Here is a 17,443-nt window from a genome sequence, read left to right on the forward strand (position 1 = left end):
AAACTCGTTATTTAACAACGATATTAACGAGTTTATTAGGTACTGCAATCACCTTCACGATTTCCTTGCCGTCAATTTCTGCTTTAACTTTTTCGTCAGCGAGAGCAATTTCTTGCAATTCTTCACGTGATAGGTCTTTAGCGACCATGAGTTTGGCACGGACTTTTCCTTTGATTTGGATGACGATTTCGATTTCGTCTTCAACCAATTTACTTTCGTCCCATGCTGGCCAAGCCACATAAGAGATGGACTCACCTGTTGCTGCAACTGTTTGCCAGAGTTCTTCTGCCAAGTGAGGTGCAAATGGGGCAATCATTTGGATAAAGCCTTTGGCATAGTCCACATAGAGTTTGTCTTCCTTATTAGCAGCGTTGACAAAGACCATAAGTTGAGCAATGGCTGTGTTGAATTTCATAGACTCGATTTGCTCAGTGACAGATTTGACTGTTTCATTGTAGACCTTGTCAAGAGCACCATTGTTTTCCGCAGCGATTTCTTTACCTGTAATCAAACGGTAAACACGGTCAAGGAATTTACGGCTTCCTTCCAAACCTTCTTCAGACCAAGCAATCGAAGCGTCAAGCGGTCCCATGAACATTTCATAAACACGAAGGGTATCAGCACCATATTGTTCCACCACGTCGTCTGGGTTAACCACATTCTTGAGGGATTTAGACATCTTGGCTGGTGCTTGCTCCAACTCTTCTCCTGTTTCCACATGGAAGAAGGATCCGTCACGTTTTTCAACCTTGTCAGTCGCTACAAGAGCTCCACGGTGGTCACGGTAGCTTGTTCCCAAAATCATTCCTTGGTTAAAGAGTTTTTGGAATGGTTCCTTAGTCGGAACAACACCGAGGTCATAGAGGAATTTGTGCCAGAAACGAGCATAAAGCAAGTGAAGAACGGCATGCTCTGCACCACCCACGTAGATATCTACTGGCAACCATTGTATGAGGAGATCCTCATCGGCCAATTTTTCTGTGTTATGTGGGTCGATATAGCGGAGGTAGTACCAGCTTGAACCTGCCCATTGTGGCATAGTGTTTGTTTCACGACGACCTTTGACACCATCTTCACGCGTCACTTCCAACCAGTCAGTCAAGTTAGCCAATGGGCTTTCACCAGTACCTGAAGGGCGGATGTCCTTGGTTACAGGCAAGACAAGTGGCAATTCACTTTCAGGAACAGCCGTTGAAGTGCCATCTTCCCAATGAATAATTGGAATCGGCTCACCCCAGTAACGCTGACGGCTAAAGAGCCAGTCGCGGAGACGGTAGGTAACCTTCTCCTGACCACAGCCTTTTTCTTCCAACCAAGCTACAATTTTAGCAATAGCATCTTCTTTATTCAATCCATCTAGGAAGTCTGAATTAACGTGAAGGCCATCCTCTGTGTAGGTAGCTTCTTCAACGTTTCCACCTTCAAGTACTTCGACGATTGGAAGGTCAAATTGTTTGGCAAATTCCCAGTCACGTTGGTCATGGGCAGGCACAGCCATGACAGCACCTGTTCCATAACTAGCAAGAACATAGTCGGCAATCCAGATTGGAATTTCTTTGCCATTGACAGGGTTGATGGCATAAGCGCCCGTCCAAACCCCTGTTTTTTCCTTGGCAAGATCGGTACGAGCCAAGTCAGACTTGAGACTAGCTTGGTGTTTGTAGTCTGCTACTGCCTCAGCTTGCTCTGAGCTTGTGATGGCATCTACTAGTTCATGCTCAGGAGCCAAGACTGTGAAGGTCGCACCGAAAAGAGTATCAGGACGAGTAGTAAAGACGGTGAATTCCTTGTCAGTCCCTTTCACTTTGAAAGTTACATTGGCACCAGTTGATTTCCCAATCCAGTTGCGTTGCATATCCTTGATAGACTCTGGCCAATCCAACTCATCCAAGTCATTAAGCAAGCGCTCTGCATAGGCCGTAATTTTGAGCATCCATTGGCGCATTGGTTTGCGGACAACGGGATAGCCACCACGCTCAGAAGTTCCATCAGGAAGCACTTCTTCGTTGGCAATGGCCGTTCCCAATTCTTCCACCCAGTTTACTGGTACTTCGGCTTCATAGGCCAAGCCTTTTTCGTAAAGCTTGGTGAAAATCCACTGAGTCCACTTGTAATAGTTTGGATCTGTTGTGTTGACTTCACGATCCCAGTCATAAGAGAAGCCAAGCGCATTGATTTGGCGTTTGAAGTTGGCAATATTTTCCGCTGTAAATTCTGCCGGGTCATTTCCTGTATCCATGGCGTATTGCTCTGCAGGCAATCCAAAGGCATCCCAACCCATTGGGTGAAGGACGTTGTAGCCTTGCGCACGTTTGTAACGGCTGAGAATATCCGTTGCTGTGTAACCTTCTGGGTGTCCTACGTGCAATCCAGCTCCTGATGGATAAGGGAACATGTCCAGAGCATAGAACTTAGGTTTTGAGGCATCTATTCCTGTCTTAAATGTATGATGTTTCGCCCAGTAGCCCTGCCACTTAGGCTCAATTTCTTTATGATTGTAAAAACTCATGCTATTTCTCCAATTTTATGATGTTACTATTATACCATTTTTGGGGGAATTTGAAAGACGAGAAAGAATCTTTTCCCCTCCATTGTCAAGAAAGATTGGCTCCGAAAACACTCTTGCTAAGCCGAATAAAAAATAGCTCCTATAGACAGCTTGACACTCAGCACTCTAAATAATCTGAGTTCACACATCTTATAAGCGAGTTAAAAGACGGTTCAAATGAGCCGTCTTTTTCATATATTCAATTATCGTTCACTAAAGGAGACTTTAAAATTATACATCGTGCATTTAGGATTTTTACAAACTTTTATTACTTTACCACGCGCGGCATCTTCCGCATAAAACCATAAAACTTCATTACATTTTGTACATTTTTCAGTCATATTTATGCTCCTATAGTTTATTACCGCAATGACTACACCGTTCTGGTCGGTCGCTTGTTTTTCGTCCACAAATAGGACATTCAATAGTTGCTGAAATGAGTTTTCGGATTAGTTTAACCATATTTATCACCAACCAAATTTCTTTTGACATTGGCCGTAGTATTGACACATATGATTGCTGAAATCATTCACAATAGCATGCTTGCAATGTTCACATTTATTTCCAGCTCCACGCTCTCTTTCGCAAGCACAAACCCAAGCATTAACATTTCCCATAATAAAACCTCTTTCTACACTATTTGACCCCTAACTCTTGCGCCAATTCTTCCAAAGTATAGCCAGTTTGTCGTTGTAAGGCAAAAATAGCATTTTGGATTTCGAGACGCCCACCTGATGGTTCTGGTCGCCATTTTAATATATCCTGCAAACAACCGATACAGTTTTCAAGCTCTCTTATAAATGCTTCAGTTGACTCTCTTGCTTGAGTTAAGCTGATATATTGCTCACGGTCTGCCGAAGCCATTTGTCCGCTGAGTTCGTTAATATCCGCAAGATTCTCTAAACGCAATCTATTAGCTTTTTCGAGAATTTTTGTAGCTAATTCTTGCTTCTGAGTATATTTATCAATAGATGATTTTCTGATGAACCATAAAATCCCACCAATAATTGCAATTATAAAAATTAAACCCATACTTTCTCCTTAATAAAATCCATAAGTATTTGTAGCATCTTTAAAAATCGTATCTTTCAATACGAAATACCCCCTTTCTCATTTTTACTCAAAAAATCCCTGCTACAATAGGGTTTGAGCGTGTTTTAGTTAACGGTCGTCAACTAAAACAATGAAAAAATAAAAAATGCCAATTCAACAAGGCAACTAAAACCTTATTAAATCAGCATTTTAAACATTTTTATTGATAACTTTGATTGTTTTAACAAACGACCGTTTGCTAAAACTGTTGATAGGTTTAATGTACTATTTTTCTAAGGATTTGTCAATCAATTATAGGTGATTTTTTCTATTTATTTGAATACTATTGCGCCTTAGCACATTATATATGGTTGCGGTGGAAATATTCAACTGATTTGCAATATTTCGAACGGACATTTCTTTTTGTTGGTATTGCGCAATAATTTGCTTTTCTTTATCTTTCGCTATTCCTTTATTGCCAAGTTTCACACCTTTTTCTTTCGCTTTACGGAGACCATCTTTAGTGCGTTCAGAAATAGCTTGAAGCTCCCATTCTGCCACATAACCCAACATCAAACAAAAGAACTTTCCAGTTAAAGAATCTGTTTCAATATTTTCATGAATAGATTGAAGATGAATACCATGTTTGGTTAAATCTTCAATAATGGCAGAGAGGTGAAACATCTTTCTGGTAAGTCTATCCAATTTATATACGACAAAATTTGTTTTAATCCCTTGTTTAGCATAATTTTTGGCTAATTCTAATGCCTTATCAAGCTTCGGTCGCTCTTGATTTCCGCCTGAATCTTTTTCGATATAGAGTTTATCGCAGAAGTCGAGTGCTTCTTTTTGAACAGATAACCCCAATTCTTGCCGATTATCTGTTGAGCTAACGCGAGCATAGCCGATAGTTATGGTTTTGTTGTTTTCTAATTTGTTCTTGCGATGATTTGCCAAAATTTCTCCTTTCCTTACTATTGTAGCAGGGTGACTATATTGTAGAAGAAATTTTAGACAAAATAAAAGACCCAATTTTTGGGTCGCAAATACTATTAATAGCTTTTCATGGTTGTATATTCTTTTTCCCATTCTATTGCCTTTTCTTGAACTTTAAAGGCAAAAGACTCTTGGTTTTCTGTGCTCATATTTTTTATTTCATTTCTTGCTTCTCGTAAAAAATCTCTCTGTATATGGGCTGGATAAAGAGCGCTCGCTATTATTCGCAATAATTCCTTATTATCTTCCATCATTCTTTTATTAACTTCAGCAATAGTTAAAGTATTTCCTTCTGACATTTAAAAGTTCCTCCTGTGTATGCTAAAAATTGTAAAAAATAGTTTTTAGGAAATCAAATTTTTCGGAATGTTGACTGTCTTCCATAGGTGCCTGTTCACGAACACGATTCATATTGTCACGAACAACTCTCATATTATAACTCAGTTGTTCAATAATTACAATACCCAATGATTTTATTGTTTTTTGCATAAATTCATTATTTAAAAATTCTTCCTCACTTATTGAAATGTTTCCAAAATCATATTCCATAAATCCATAAAATTCAGTTTTTGAATTAGTTATATTATCACTACCAATTGGGAATATTATTTTTTTGTGCTTATCAATATTCAACTTTTTATTTGTTTTAGGACTTTGAGTTTCCTGAAATCTCTCATCATCTTTTGAATAGCAAATTTTATGATTTAGACTACTGTCAGAAAAGAACAATTCGTCATCTACAAATGATGAGTATAAAAATTCTCCGTCATCTGAAGAATAGAAATATAAGCGTATATGAACTTCGCCACCTAACAATTTTTTCATTGCAAACTTATTATCTTTTAAGATATTTTTTAAAAAATTTTTCAAGCCCTTACAATAAATTTTATCAAAAATACGAACCATTTTTGTAGATAAAAGCCCTGATAAAAATTTTATATCTGATATATATAATGAATTTTCTGAAATATTACTGTTTTCTAAATCCTTCATTATATTAAGTATATCGCAGATGATGTAATTAGAAAATTCATATTGAGTAAAAGACTTATCTGTATGTGTTAAATGAATTGTGTTGTTTTGAGTTAATCTTGAGCTATATTGCAACAATTCCTCCAGCAGCTTATTCTTTTCTTTTACTTCGTTCCATTTTTTTATAAAAGAAAAGAATTGAACAATAACTATAACAGTCAGAAAAATGATAAGCCATAGTCCAACAAATTCAGATACAGTTGTAGGTTGTTTGTTTGATATTTTTTCAATTTTAAATTCACTTAAATATCTAAAAAGATTCGATATCCAGTTTAGAAAATTAGTATTATCGATGATTAAAGTAAATAATCCAGAGATAAAACCTAATAATGTTATTGCTTTGAACGATAAAAAGTAATCTACAAAACTAAACCACTGATTTTTATCAGGAAAAAAATCAATAATAGAACGAACCATTTTTTTCATTTTGTATCTCCATTTCAAATATAAATCTAATTTCTTATCAGCTTATTCTATCATAAAAACGCTACGATTTCATTTGAGAACACTTACATTCAATATCTTTATTAGAATTATATCTGATTTCCGAATATTTTTTACATAAAATACTTTTGTTCCATCAAACAAAAGAATACCAGCTCATTTTTCTCTAAATTTTCGCCTATTCCAATAGTAAACTCCGTTTTGTCTTGTGCTGTGAAAGCTCTTTTTTCTAAATAATTTACAACATTTTCTGTTAAGGTTATCATATTTTTCATTTTCGAAGCGGTATAGTCATAACTGGCTTTTATAGATAAGGCAAAACTTTTAACAATAAAAATTTTATTGATAATTTCTTTTGGTAAAAATCTATCCAAAGCTTTATAAAAATCTGCTTCAGATTGACAAAATCCAGTAATTAAAGTTAATTTTGGGCTGTTTTCAAAATTTTCTTCAATAAACTGTCTAATTCGTTCGTTGATAGTTTCGTTTTGAATTATTAAACCATTCTGGATAATTGGCATTTTAGAAATAGAATCTTTAATTAAAACTTTTAAAGTAGGTGAAACGAGATTTTTATTATCGTTTAACGCTTCAGGCTTATATAAATCAAAATAAAAAATCTGCTGTTTGCTTTTTAAAGATTCCTCAATAACTTTTCTATGTGAATATGGCATTAATAAAACCTCATTTTCAAGATACTTAAAAATGTGCTGGTTAATGATTTGTGCTTGCCTTAATTCTTCAGAGTTTTTGGAAGGAATATTCGAAAGATTCACCAAGAAAATCAAAAGAGTTGCTAAGTAAAGTTCATCTTCTTGGCAATGATTAAGTAATTCTATTTTTTTGCTACCAAAGACAACGGTAGCTTTTTGGGCTTGGTTTAAAAGAGTTGATTTGATTTTAAGAACAGCTTGCTTATAATCGAAAGTTTCATCACGGTTTAAATCTTTCAAAATATCAACTATCCTTTGAGATTGAAAGCCTAAATCACTAATCGGCAAAGCTTCGCGGTAAAATTCTGGAATTTCTTCGTCTCCCGTAAAAAGGCGGTTACTAGAAACACGGTTAATTTCTGGAATAAACGAAATTTTGGGGTTATTTTTACCTACTAATCTATTTAAAACACTATTGACGAAATCTTCTTGGTTTCGTTTTTTCTTTTCAGATTTTTGCAAAATATAGCAAAACCATCCTAATCTAATTTCGGTCACACGATTTCTCCTTGAGATTTCTGAGATTTTTTACCTGATGAATGAGATAAAAATATTCGTTACACTATAATCATAAACAAAGTCGACAATGTTTATAACATAAATTATACCAAAATCAAAGGAGAAATCTCATGAATCATATTCAAAAATCTACCCCAAAAGTAGAACTTTCTCAACTTGTTAGCCCCTATCAGTTAGAAGTCGCCAAAACACTAAGTGAAGTGATGGCAGATAATCAAGTATTGGAGCTTCTCGCTAGCGATATTTTATATAAAGTGGGTAATCTGGCGCTTACTCAGTCTGAAATACTCAAAAATACGCCAGAAGCTAAAGAATATACAGATTATATTTTAAAAGCGTTCACTTATTACGCTACTGAAAAGATGAAATGAGGTAGCTTTATGATGGATTACTTTATAGCTTTTATAATTATCGTTGTTGCTGTATTTCTTTGGGATTGGTTCGAAAAACCAAAACAAGAAGACAAAAAGCACTATAGCGAAGAAAAAATCGCCCTAGCAGAATTTCTGGAAAAACGGCAAGAAATCAATCAACTTTTCTTGGTTGCAAAGTCCGAATTGAGAAAATTTGAAAGAAAATAAAAGGATTGTTTAGACTAGACAAAAGGAAAAAACATGTTGAAATATACTACTGTTTCATTGCTTACAATTCATTCCAATCGCTCTAAAAACTAAAGGTAATGAAATTTAACTTTTTACCAATTTTCTTGTATAAATGAAGGCAGAAAGGAGACCAGATATGAAAAAACTAATGGGATATATTCTTGGATTTGTTACTTGTGCTTGGCTTATCAACTGGGCGGTAAAACTAATTCTGGAAGTTTGGTGGTTCTTAGTTTTGACGACTGCGGTTATTTTCATTGGCTGGTTCGCCTTTCGGATTATTAAATCTAAAGAATGGAGGTAGAGATGAAAAGAAAATTCGAAGCGCTATCTTGGAGCGAGTGGAACTGGCAACGTCCGTTTTCTGAAGAAGACGTCAAAAGTTTGCTTGGACAGTTGGTCGGTCTAACTCGACGTAAAAGCATTGTTTTTGAAGTTCGCATGACTAAAAACCGCGTACAGTATCTTCTGGGGACGGAAGAACAAGATAAACGTCATATTCATCAGCTAATTCAATCACACCGAACTATTCAGTTTTCAAGAGCTCCTAAACGCGAAAAACTTTCGGTTGCGAGGTTAGTGAACATCAAAGAATCTCACTATGCTTTAAAAACGGACTCTGTAGTAAACATGATACGTTCAAGCCTTGCAATTTCAAAAATACTTCAACCAGACGAAACAGTGGTCGTTCAGTTGGTCATTGGTGCAGGCTCACCACCTCGCCCACAGCCAAAAGACTTGCCGAATTTATCCGCTAAATGGTATCAAGTGATTACAAATAATGTTCCAGAGCTTTCCGAAAACTCCAAAAAGCTGATGAAACAAAAATTAAACCAATCTACTTTTAAGTGTGAAATTCGTCTTGGTGTCCAATCTCGCAGTATTTTGCGAACAAAGGAATTTTTTGACAGCCTACTTAGTAGTTTTCGCATGATGGAATCAAATGCAACCATTGAATTAAAACCATTAGCTATCCAAAAACTCAATCAAGCGCAACCTTCTTGGGCTTATCCCTATAGCTTGGGAGTTTCAGATCTCGCTTGTTTTCTACTTCTGCCAATTGGTGAAGAAAATATTACAGGTGCGCCAAATGTTCACCCTAAATTAGTAGTGCCACCTTTGGGCTACAATATTAATCGAAAAACTCAGCGAAGTCTGGCGCAAACGGTTGAATCCGAATCAAGACCAATTCAAATTTCAGCACAAGCTGGCAAAAAACACACCGTTTTTCTCGGTTCAACTGGCTGCGGCAAAACCACCGCTATGAGTCACTTGATTTTATCAGATATACAGTCGAAAAGTCACAGCATGGTTGTAGTTGATGCAAAGGGTCAACTCACTCATGAGCTATTAGAGCGCACTCCGACTGAACATGATGAAGATATAGTGGTGATTTCACCAACCGCCAAACGAATTGTCGGCATAAACCCTTTTGAACTCACAAAACACGGTATTGAGCCTGAAGTTATCGCAGACTATCTACTGGAGTTATTTAAAGGGCTTTATCCTGAACATTTTGGAATTTACTCGCTGGATATTTTGTCACACAGTTTTTTAACTCTGGCTCGCATTCCAAACACTTCTTTAGTCATGCTACCGAGCTTACTCACTAATCAGTCCTTTCGAAATAAACTATTAAAAGAGTTAAAAGACCCAATCGGGCTGGAAAGTTTCTGGAACTGGTTTGAGCTACTCAGTGAAGCCCAACGTCACCAGATGTTAAACCCCATTTTGAATAAATTCCGCCAGTTTTTGCTTCGCCCGCAACTTCGGGCAATGTTGGGGCAAACTAATCCAAATTTCAGTCTTGTGGAAATCTTCGAAAGTCGAAAAATCGTATTGATTCCACTAAATAAAGCGATAATTGGTTCAGAATCTGCCAAACTCATCGGTAGCCTAATCACCTCCATGCTCTGGATGTTAATTTTGCGCCAGTCTTCGGTTGAGCCAAGCAAACGCCAATCTGTCTTTATCTATATTGATGAAACGCCGAGTTTCTTAGGAATCCCTAACGCTAACTTGGATGAAGCACTTTCGCAATCTCGCCAGTTTAATGTCGGCTGGAATATTGGCTTCCAATACCTCGCCCAGATGTCGCTCCAGTTGAAGGCTGGAATTGAATCTAATGTTGCGAATAAAATTGTTTTTGGCTTAAATCTTGATGAAGCTCGCGAAATGGCAAAATATACTCTGGAGATTGATAAAGAAGATTTTTATAGCTTACCGCCATTTTGGGCATATATTAGAACAGAAGTTTCACCTAATGCTTATCGATGGATTATCGGTAAAACCTACCCACCTAAACCGAAAATTAGAGATAGTCGTGCACCATTTTTGAATAGCTTGAGCCGATACGGACAAGATATTTCAGAAATTGAAAGTCAATTCGAAAACTATATTTTTGAAAAATCTGCTTCGAAAAATGAAAATTCTAACCAGAAATTAACAGATTTAGGGCGCAAGAAGCGTTCCAATCGCTCTTCGAATCGTGTTGATGAAGAAAATTCATCAACCCCTGACAAATAAAGTTTTTTAGGATTTTTACTCACACGACTTACTCCGTAACTAAGCACATTTTACGGGAGCACACCCTTTAAATTTTAATGGAGAACAAAACAGATGAAATGGAATTACAAAACAGATATCGACACGCAAATTCTTTACTTTTTAAATCAAGCTAGATATGCCACCACCAACCAACTAGCCAGACTCTTTTTTGCGGATAGCGCTCGATTTGAAACCGCCATTCGCCGAGCTAGTTTTACACTGCAAAGTCTGAAGAAAGCTGGATTGGTTTCATACTTAAAACGGCGAGTTGGTGGCGCACGCCGTGGCTCTGCTTCTTATGTTTGGCAAATTACTTTTCAGGGACTAAAATTCCTTAAAAATCAAGATGACAGTATCACCTTGCGTTATAAAAATAAATACGAGCCAACCCAGCACCACGTTGAACATACTTTGGCAATTACGGAAATCTTTGTTGAGACACTGGAGACCGTTCGAGATTCAAAAAAGCTATCGCTTGAAACTTTTTCCTTTGAGCCAAACTCTTGGCGCAGCTACCAAAAACTTTCTGGTGTTGGAATGACTTTGAAACCAGACGCTTATTTAGAACTAGTCAATCACGATTACGAAGACCATTATTTTCTGGAAATAGACCGAAGCACCGAAAGCTTATCTAGAATTGTGAACACTTGTAAAAAATATATTGAATATTATCGCTCAGGTATTGAACAGCGACAAAAGGAAGTTTTTCCCTATGTTTTGTGGGTTGTGCCAGATAACAAGCGAAAGCTGGCGATTTCAAAAGCAATTCAAAAAGAACTATATAATTTTTGGGAATTATTCACTGTAATAACACTTGAAGAATACCCAGATTATATCAAGGGAGGAATAGATAATGAATCAGAAGAATCAAGATAGGGATTCAAAACAGGCTTCACGCACCGCTGATGAAATTTGTCGAATTGGTCGAACGACTTACTTAATCCGTCATCGTTTTACTGGAAATCGCCATCTTGAAAATGTCCTAGAAAGGTTGATTTTAAGCGATAAATCACTACTTTAACAGTAGTAAAAATGGTATAATAGAAGTATAAGGTGTGTGAACTCCAAAAGGAGAAAAACACATGAACAGAACTTTGACAATTTCAGATTATAGACAAGTAGATACTTCGAAACTTTCAGATATTACAGTGGTTTATTGTCGCTTAAGTCAAGATGATGGACTGGAAGGAGATAGTAACTCAATTACCAATCAGAAGAAAATTCTGCTTGATGTAGTTACAAGAGAAAATCTCCCTAATCCTATTTTGTTTGTCGATGATGGTTTTAGTGGCACAAATTTTGACCGTCCAGCTATTTTGGAAGCACTTAGATTGGTGGAAAATCGACAAGTTTCAAACTTTATCGTTAAGGATTTAAGCCGTTTGGGGCGGTCTTATATTAAGGTTGGTCAACTAACGGAAATTACTTTCCCTAGCTTTGATGTCCGCTTTATCGCCTTAAATGATGGCGTAGATTCGAATAAGCCTAATGAAACTAATTCTATTTTCTTGCCAATTAAGAGTTTAATGGACGAGATGTATGCGGCGGATACCAGCAAGAAGATTCGGGCGGTGGTGCAAGCTAAAGCGAGAGCTGGCGAGCGAGTAACTACTAACCCACCTTACGGCTATCTCAAAGATTCAAACAATCCTAAAAATTGGATTATTGACCCAGTTGCTAGCGAAGTTGTGAAGCGGATTTTTCAGGAAGCGAAAAGCGGAAAAAGTCTCTCAGAGATTTCAAAAGGATTAGAAAGTGACAAAATTTTTAAACCAGACCGCCACCGAATAGAAATCGGTTTGAAGTCTATCTCTTCCAGCCCAAATGTGGAAACTTTGCCGTATTTTTGGACGCGGGAAACCCTAAGCGCTATCTTAGGGCGTGAAAAGTATCTCGGGCATACTGTCAATCTTCGAACACGAACAAAATCTTACAAAGATAAGCGTAAGGTGGATAACTCAAAGGAGGATTGGTTGATTTTCAAAAATACACATGAAGCGATAATTGACCAAGAAACTTTTGATATTGTCCAGAAGATGCGGAGTCATAAGCGGTCTAATCAACGGTATAAAAATCGGGCTGGCCATGAAAACTTGTTTGCGGGTTTAGTTTTTTGTGGAACTTGTGGGCGAAAGCATTATTTTTGCCCACAAGAGAAAAACGGACTTAATCATGACCATTACAAGTGTTCTGGCTACCGCAAGCCGATTAATGGTTGCGAAAATCCACACTACATTCAAAAATCCGCCCTGATTGAGATTGTAAGCGACAAACTTCGCCAAACTATTCAGGAAATCCACTTCGACCAAGAAGCCTTTTTGAAAAAGTTAGAACAGCAAAGCCAAGCGCAATTCAGCAAAAACAATAAACGCCAGCAACTGCAACTCCAAAAGGATGAACACCGCTCTAAAGAGATTGACAATATCATTCAGAAGCTTTATGAAGATAATCTACTTGGTAAAATTTCAGATGAACGCTTTGTGAAGTTAAGTCAGAGCTACGAAGAAGAACAGAAACAACTTCAAACTTCCATTTCTGACTTAACCGAAAAACTCACCAAACAACAAGAAGATAGTCTTAATATCTCCAGGTTTATGGCGAGAATTTTGAAATATACAGAGCTTGCAGAATTAACCGTTGAAATAGTGAATGAGCTGATTGACAAGATTGTAATTCATAAACCAACTGGTACAAAACGTAATCGCATTATTCAGATTGACATTTATTACAATTTCATCGGAAAACTAAACAACGAAAAAAGCGAGCCAAACGACTTGGCTCGCTAATATTAACCCAAATAACCAAACTGCTGGGTATCAGGTCGGCTATACGGAGCTATCTTGATCAATGCTTATTTTCTTCCATCTTCTCACATCCCAGTTCCCGATAGCTACGGTCACCAACGGCATCGACTGTAAACTGGCCGTTCTCGTATTCTAGAATCGTCACACTACCATTATCCAAGCCATGTGGATGCATGCCATTGATCAGATAAACGATGGTTCCAATTGTCATTCCATGGCTGACAACAAGGGCATTCCCCCCACCTTGCTCTTCCATTTCTTTGGCAATAGACTCAAAGCCTTCCTTGATTCGGCTACTAAGTTTTTCCCAACCTTCAGCCCAACCAGCAGTATCAACTTCTACCAAGCCTTCGGCTAGCTCCGCATAGGACAACTGATGAACATGGTCCACCTTAAAGATACGAGGAATGATTCCCATAAATAGATCCCCATCATAGGCTCCATCAAAACTACCAAAGCACCACTCACGGATTCGCTTATCCATACGGTAAGGGATTTTCCCTTGCAAGCCCAGTTCTTCAAGGATAATTCCCATGGTCTGAATCGTACGACCAGAATCACTAGAATAAGCTCGGTCAAACTGCAAACCAGACTCTCGTAAGCCAATTCCCAGCTCATGGATTCCCAACTCACCTTCTGTTGTCAGAGGTGTATCACTCCACCCTTGAGCACGTCCAATCGTGTTAAACATCGTTTTTCCATGACGGACCAAGTACAATCTTACTTTAGACATTTTCTATCCTCCATTTTCTTCTATTATATCATGGAACAAAGAAATATTCGGCTTTCAACAGTAAAGTCCACTCTCGTAATTTTCCCACAAGAAAAGCTACCCTCATGGTAGCTTTCCTAAGAGATTATTATGAAAAAGTTTAGGATTCTAATTAAATAAAGTTAGGAGATCTTTATTTAATGATTATAGTATACACAGTCATCCTTAAACTCAACTTAAATTCTCTCCCTTTTTTATTAATTTTTAAAACTATGGATTGGAGCAGGAATTTGACCTCCACGAGAGATGAAATCGACAGACGAAGCCCCATTGACTTTCATAACTGGAGCTGTTCCTAGCAAACCACCAAACTCAATCATATCGCCTTCTTTGCCCTTTGGAATGATACGGACGGCCGTTGTCTTCATGTTAATGACACCAATTGCCGCCTCATCCGCAATCATAGCCGCAATGGTTTCAGCAGGCGTATCTTCCGGAATGGCAATCATATCCAGCCCAACAGAACAGATAGCCGTCATGGCTTCTAGTTTTTCTAAATTTAGAGAACCGTTTTGCACCGCGGCAATCATCCCCTCATCTTCAGAGACAGGGATAAAAGCACCTGACAAGCCACCAACCTGGTTACAAGCCATCACTCCGCCCTTCTTAACTTGGTCATTCAAAAGAGCGAGGGCAGCCGTCGTCCCATGCGTACCAACTGTTTCTAGGCCCATTTCCTCAAGGACACGAGCCACAGAATCACCAACCGCAGGAGTAGGTGCCAAACTTAGGTCGACAATTCCAAAGTCAACACCCAGTCTCTCGCTGGCCATCTGACCAACTAGTTGACCGATACGAGTAATCTTGAAGGCTGTTTTCTTGACCGTCTCAGCTACTACATCAAAACTCTGACCACGAACTTTCTCCAAGGCACGTTTGACAACACCAGGACCTGAAACTCCAACATTGATGATGACATCTGCTTCGCCGACACCATGGAAGGCCCCCGCCATAAAAGGATTGTCCTCAACGGCATTAGCAAATACAACCAATTTGGCAGCTCCCATATCTGATAGCGCAGCTGTTTCCTTGATGATGCGTCCCATATCTGCAACCGCAGTCATGTTGATGCCTGACTTGGTTGAGCCGATATTGACGGACGAGCAGACCTTGTCTGTCTCAGCTAGAGCTCGCGGGATAGAATTGATGAGGGTTTCATCTCCTTTTTGGTAGCCTTTTTGTACCAAGGCTGAAAAACCACCAATAAAGTCAACACCAATCTCCTTGGCAGCCTTGTCAAGTGCCTTTGCCAAAACGACGTAGTCCGTCGCATCAGTCGCAGCACCAATCAAAGAAATCGGAGTCACCGATACCCGTTTATTAACAATCGGAATTCCTAGTTCTGCAGCAATTTCATCTCCTACAGCCACTAGATTTGCAGCTTTAGTTGTGATTTTTTGGTAAATCTTTTCAGCAGCACATTCAATGTCTGGATCAATACAGTCCAAAAGGGAAATCCCCATGGTGATGGTTCTGATATCGAAGTTCTGCTCTTCGATCATGGCAATGGTTTCAGTAACTTGTCTAATATCCATGATGACCTCCTAGATATTGTACATAGCATCAAAAATCGCTGCACTTTGAATATTGATTTTGACATTCAAGGTCTGACCGAAAGTTTCAAACTCATTTCGTAGATAAGTGAAATCCTGCTTTTCATCACTAGATACGACTGCCATCATGGTGAAATACTCATCCAGTACTGTTTGAGAAATATCATCAATATTCAAACCCAACTCTGCAATCTTCGTAGACACGCCTGCAACAATTCCAGCCTTGTCCTTGCCAACCACTGTAATAATAGCCTTCATCCTTATACCCCATTTCTACGATTTTTAGAAAACCTGAACGTTTTTGATTTTCTTTTTTCCTAGTATAGCATATTTCCATAGAAAATACTAAAAAACGCCTGCTTACGAAGTTGTTCTTAAGAAAAAAACAATTTCGTAAACAAGCGTCTACCCTATCAAATGATGATGAGTGTTCCCGCTAGGACCGAAGTCCCAGCGGTAGACCAGAGCTAGACTAAGAGCACAAGACTCCATCATCATAACACTCAACAAAATTGATGATTTTATACTAATTCGATGATCGCCATTGGCGCAGCATCACCACGACGTGGTTCAGTTTTAAGGATACGAGTGTATCCACCGTTACGTTCAGCATAACGAGGTGCGATTTCTGAGAACAATTTTTGAAGTGCTGTAGTAGAAGTGTACTTATCAGTTGCTTCATCATAGTTTTCAGATGCGATTTCATTACGTACGAAAGCAGCTGCTTGACGACGTGCATGCAAATCACCACGTTTACCTAGAGTAATCATTTTTTCAACAGTTTTACGGATTTCTTTAGCACGAGCTTCAGTTGTCACGATTGATTCGTTGATCAAAAGGTCAGTTGTCAAATCGCGAAGCATTGCTTTACGTTGTGAGCTAGTGCGTCCTAGTTTACGGTAAGCCATGTATTCCTCCTTTATTTATCTTTTAATCCAAGACCCAAGTCAATGAGTTTGAGTTTCACTTCTTCCAAACTCTTGCGTCCAAGATTTCGTACTTTCATCATCTCTGCTTCAGATTTTTCTGTCAAATCATGCACCGTATTGATACCGGCACGTTTCAAACAGTTATATGAACGCACAGACAAGTCCAGTTCCTCAATCGTACGATCCAAAATACGATCGTCAGATTCAGTATCAGCTTCTTTCATCACTTCAGTTGACTTAGCAATCTCAGTAAGATTTGTAAACAAATCAAGATGTTCTGTCAAGATACGTGCTGAAAGCCCTAAAGCATCTTCTGGAATAATTGTTCCATTAGTCAAGATTTCAAGGGTTAATTTGTCAAATCCATCATTGCTACCTACACGAGCAGGCTCTACTTGATAGTTGACTTTTGTAACTGGTGTATAAATAGAATCTACAGCAAGTGTTCCAACTGGTGCATTATCTTTTTTGTTTTCATCAGCAGGTACATATCCACGACCACTGTTAACAGTCATTGTCGCTTTTAGAGAAGAACCTTCACCGATCGTAAAGAGATAATGATCTGGATTTACAATCTCAATATCACTGTCAGTCAAAATGTCTCCAGCTGTAATTTCAGCAGGACCTTCAACGTCAAGTTCAATGATTTTTTCGTCTTCAACGTATGATTTCACTGCAATCCCTTTAATGTTCAGAATGATTTGCATCACGTCTTCACGAACACCTGGAACTGTGTCAAACTCATGCAAGACACCTTCAATGTTGATAGATGTCACTGCTGCTCCTGGTAGAGAAGCTAGTAGTACACGACGAAGAGAGTTACCAAGAGTTGTACCGTAGCCACGTTCAAGTGGTTCGATTACAAACTTGCCATAATCTTTATTTTCATCAATTTTTGTTATATTTGGTTTTTCAAACTCGATCATTTAGTTACTCCCTCTTAAACGAAAAG

General features: G+C 38.2%; 18 protein-coding genes. 7 read left to right on the forward strand and 11 right to left on the reverse strand.

The genetic code is table 11. The features are described from left to right. Positions 1-7: 7 nt before the first annotated feature. The 6 genes from leuS to D8801_RS03530 form a co-directional block, all read right to left on the reverse strand. Positions 8-2,509 (reverse strand): leucine--tRNA ligase, encoded by a 2,502-nt coding sequence (leuS, locus tag D8801_RS03505; RefSeq protein WP_125847916.1) that lies wholly within the window; start codon positions 2,507-2,509, stop codon positions 8-10. A 675-nt stretch (positions 2,510-3,184) separates the two neighbouring features. Next, entirely contained in the window at positions 3,185-3,580 is a 396-nt protein-coding gene (locus D8801_RS03510; protein ID WP_125847918.1) for a hypothetical protein, read from the reverse strand. Between the two features lie 312 nt (positions 3,581-3,892). Further along, positions 3,893-4,537, reverse strand: a complete 645-nt coding sequence (locus D8801_RS03515; protein WP_125847920.1) for a recombinase family protein — start codon at positions 4,535-4,537, stop codon at positions 3,893-3,895. Between the two features lie 95 nt (positions 4,538-4,632). Continuing rightward, complete coding sequence (locus tag D8801_RS03520) at positions 4,633-4,875, reverse strand: hypothetical protein (protein WP_125847922.1); 243 nt, start codon at positions 4,873-4,875, stop codon at positions 4,633-4,635. Positions 4,876-4,897: 22 nt separating this feature from the next. Then, positions 4,898-6,034 carry a hypothetical protein gene (locus D8801_RS03525; protein ID WP_125847924.1) on the reverse strand — a complete coding sequence of 379 codons (1,137 nt, stop codon included), beginning with the start codon at positions 6,032-6,034 and terminating at the stop codon, positions 4,898-4,900. A gap of 131 nt (positions 6,035-6,165) precedes the next feature. After that, positions 6,166-7,263, reverse strand: coding sequence for a hypothetical protein (locus D8801_RS03530; protein ID WP_125847926.1), 1,098 nt, complete (start codon positions 7,261-7,263; stop codon positions 6,166-6,168). A 131-nt stretch (positions 7,264-7,394) separates the two neighbouring features. Between D8801_RS03530 and D8801_RS03535 the strand changes: the two genes are divergently transcribed. The 7 genes from D8801_RS03535 (at position 7,395) to D8801_RS03555 (ending at position 13,219) form a co-directional block, all read left to right on the forward strand. After that, the gene (locus D8801_RS03535) at positions 7,395-7,655 is read left to right on the forward strand and encodes a hypothetical protein (RefSeq protein ID WP_125847928.1); all 261 of its coding nucleotides are present in this window, start codon (positions 7,395-7,397) and stop codon (positions 7,653-7,655) included. 9 nt (positions 7,656-7,664) lie between these two features. Further along, positions 7,665-7,865 (forward strand): hypothetical protein, encoded by a 201-nt coding sequence (locus tag D8801_RS03540; protein ID WP_125847930.1) that lies wholly within the window; start codon positions 7,665-7,667, stop codon positions 7,863-7,865. Between the two features lie 157 nt (positions 7,866-8,022). Beyond that, on the forward strand, positions 8,023-8,190 hold the full coding sequence (locus tag D8801_RS09820) for a hypothetical protein (RefSeq protein WP_185758491.1): 168 nt from the start codon (positions 8,023-8,025) through the stop codon (positions 8,188-8,190). A 2-nt stretch (positions 8,191-8,192) separates the two neighbouring features. After that, complete coding sequence (locus D8801_RS03545) at positions 8,193-10,412, forward strand: type IV secretory system conjugative DNA transfer family protein (RefSeq protein WP_125847932.1); 2,220 nt, start codon at positions 8,193-8,195, stop codon at positions 10,410-10,412. Between the two features lie 93 nt (positions 10,413-10,505). Beyond that, complete coding sequence (locus D8801_RS03550) at positions 10,506-11,309, forward strand: replication-relaxation family protein (protein WP_125847934.1); 804 nt, start codon at positions 10,506-10,508, stop codon at positions 11,307-11,309. Beyond that, entirely contained in the window at positions 11,287-11,454 is a 168-nt protein-coding gene (locus D8801_RS09865; RefSeq protein ID WP_221761547.1) for a hypothetical protein, read from the forward strand. Before D8801_RS03550 ends, D8801_RS09865 begins: the two co-directional genes overlap by 23 nt. Before the next feature lie 61 nt (positions 11,455-11,515). Further along, positions 11,516-13,219 (forward strand): recombinase family protein, encoded by a 1,704-nt coding sequence (locus tag D8801_RS03555; RefSeq protein ID WP_125847936.1) that lies wholly within the window; start codon positions 11,516-11,518, stop codon positions 13,217-13,219. Positions 13,220-13,277: 58 nt separating this feature from the next. Here D8801_RS03555 and D8801_RS03560 read toward each other — a convergent pair whose 3' ends face one another. From D8801_RS03560 to D8801_RS03580, 5 genes are all read right to left on the reverse strand, one after another. After that, positions 13,278-13,970 (reverse strand): histidine phosphatase family protein, encoded by a 693-nt coding sequence (locus D8801_RS03560; RefSeq protein WP_125847938.1) that lies wholly within the window; start codon positions 13,968-13,970, stop codon positions 13,278-13,280. 236 nt (positions 13,971-14,206) lie between these two features. Further along, entirely contained in the window at positions 14,207-15,544 is a 1,338-nt protein-coding gene (locus D8801_RS03565; protein ID WP_125847939.1) for a PFL family protein, read from the reverse strand. A 9-nt stretch (positions 15,545-15,553) separates the two neighbouring features. After that, on the reverse strand, positions 15,554-15,820 hold the full coding sequence (locus D8801_RS03570; protein ID WP_000644111.1) for an ACT domain-containing protein: 267 nt from the start codon (positions 15,818-15,820) through the stop codon (positions 15,554-15,556). 263 nt (positions 15,821-16,083) lie between these two features. Next, a complete protein-coding gene (rplQ, locus tag D8801_RS03575) occupies positions 16,084-16,470 on the reverse strand; it encodes a 50S ribosomal protein L17 (protein WP_000331493.1) in 387 nt (128 codons plus the stop codon). Between the two features lie 11 nt (positions 16,471-16,481). After that, a complete protein-coding gene (locus tag D8801_RS03580) occupies positions 16,482-17,417 on the reverse strand; it encodes a DNA-directed RNA polymerase subunit alpha (protein WP_000568993.1) in 936 nt (311 codons plus the stop codon). Positions 17,418-17,443 lie beyond the last annotated feature (26 nt).

Source organism: Streptococcus oralis, assembly GCF_003943415.1.
GTDB classification, from domain to species: domain Bacteria; phylum Bacillota; class Bacilli; order Lactobacillales; family Streptococcaceae; genus Streptococcus; species Streptococcus oralis_BJ.

Excerpts from the sequence above, each read along its gene's own strand:
- D8801_RS03555 (WP_125847936.1), top strand. The coding sequence starts at position 11,516 with ATGAACAGAACTTTGACAATTTCAGATTATAGACAAGTAGATACTTCG.
- D8801_RS09820 (WP_185758491.1), top strand. The coding sequence starts at position 8,023 with ATGAAAAAACTAATGGGATATATTCTTGGATTTGTTACTTGTGCTTGG.
- D8801_RS03570 (WP_000644111.1), bottom strand. The coding sequence starts at position 15,820 with ATGAAGGCTATTATTACAGTGGTTGGCAAGGACAAGGCTGGAATTGTT.
- D8801_RS03525 (WP_125847924.1), bottom strand. The coding sequence starts at position 6,034 with ATGAAAAAAATGGTTCGTTCTATTATTGATTTTTTTCCTGATAAAAAT.
- D8801_RS03520 (WP_125847922.1), bottom strand. The coding sequence starts at position 4,875 with ATGTCAGAAGGAAATACTTTAACTATTGCTGAAGTTAATAAAAGAATG.
- D8801_RS03540 (WP_125847930.1), top strand. The coding sequence starts at position 7,665 with ATGATGGATTACTTTATAGCTTTTATAATTATCGTTGTTGCTGTATTT.
- rplQ (WP_000331493.1), bottom strand. The coding sequence starts at position 16,470 with ATGGCTTACCGTAAACTAGGACGCACTAGCTCACAACGTAAAGCAATG.
- D8801_RS03545 (WP_125847932.1), top strand. The coding sequence starts at position 8,193 with ATGAAAAGAAAATTCGAAGCGCTATCTTGGAGCGAGTGGAACTGGCAA.
- D8801_RS03535 (WP_125847928.1), top strand. The coding sequence starts at position 7,395 with ATGAATCATATTCAAAAATCTACCCCAAAAGTAGAACTTTCTCAACTT.
- D8801_RS03560 (WP_125847938.1), bottom strand. The coding sequence starts at position 13,970 with ATGTCTAAAGTAAGATTGTACTTGGTCCGTCATGGAAAAACGATGTTT.
- D8801_RS03565 (WP_125847939.1), bottom strand. The coding sequence starts at position 15,544 with ATGGATATTAGACAAGTTACTGAAACCATTGCCATGATCGAAGAGCAG.
- D8801_RS03580 (WP_000568993.1), bottom strand. The coding sequence starts at position 17,417 with ATGATCGAGTTTGAAAAACCAAATATAACAAAAATTGATGAAAATAAA.
- D8801_RS09865 (WP_221761547.1), top strand. The coding sequence starts at position 11,287 with ATGAATCAGAAGAATCAAGATAGGGATTCAAAACAGGCTTCACGCACC.
- D8801_RS03510 (WP_125847918.1), bottom strand. The coding sequence starts at position 3,580 with ATGGGTTTAATTTTTATAATTGCAATTATTGGTGGGATTTTATGGTTC.
- D8801_RS03550 (WP_125847934.1), top strand. The coding sequence starts at position 10,506 with ATGAAATGGAATTACAAAACAGATATCGACACGCAAATTCTTTACTTT.
- leuS (WP_125847916.1), bottom strand. The coding sequence starts at position 2,509 with ATGAGTTTTTACAATCATAAAGAAATTGAGCCTAAGTGGCAGGGCTAC.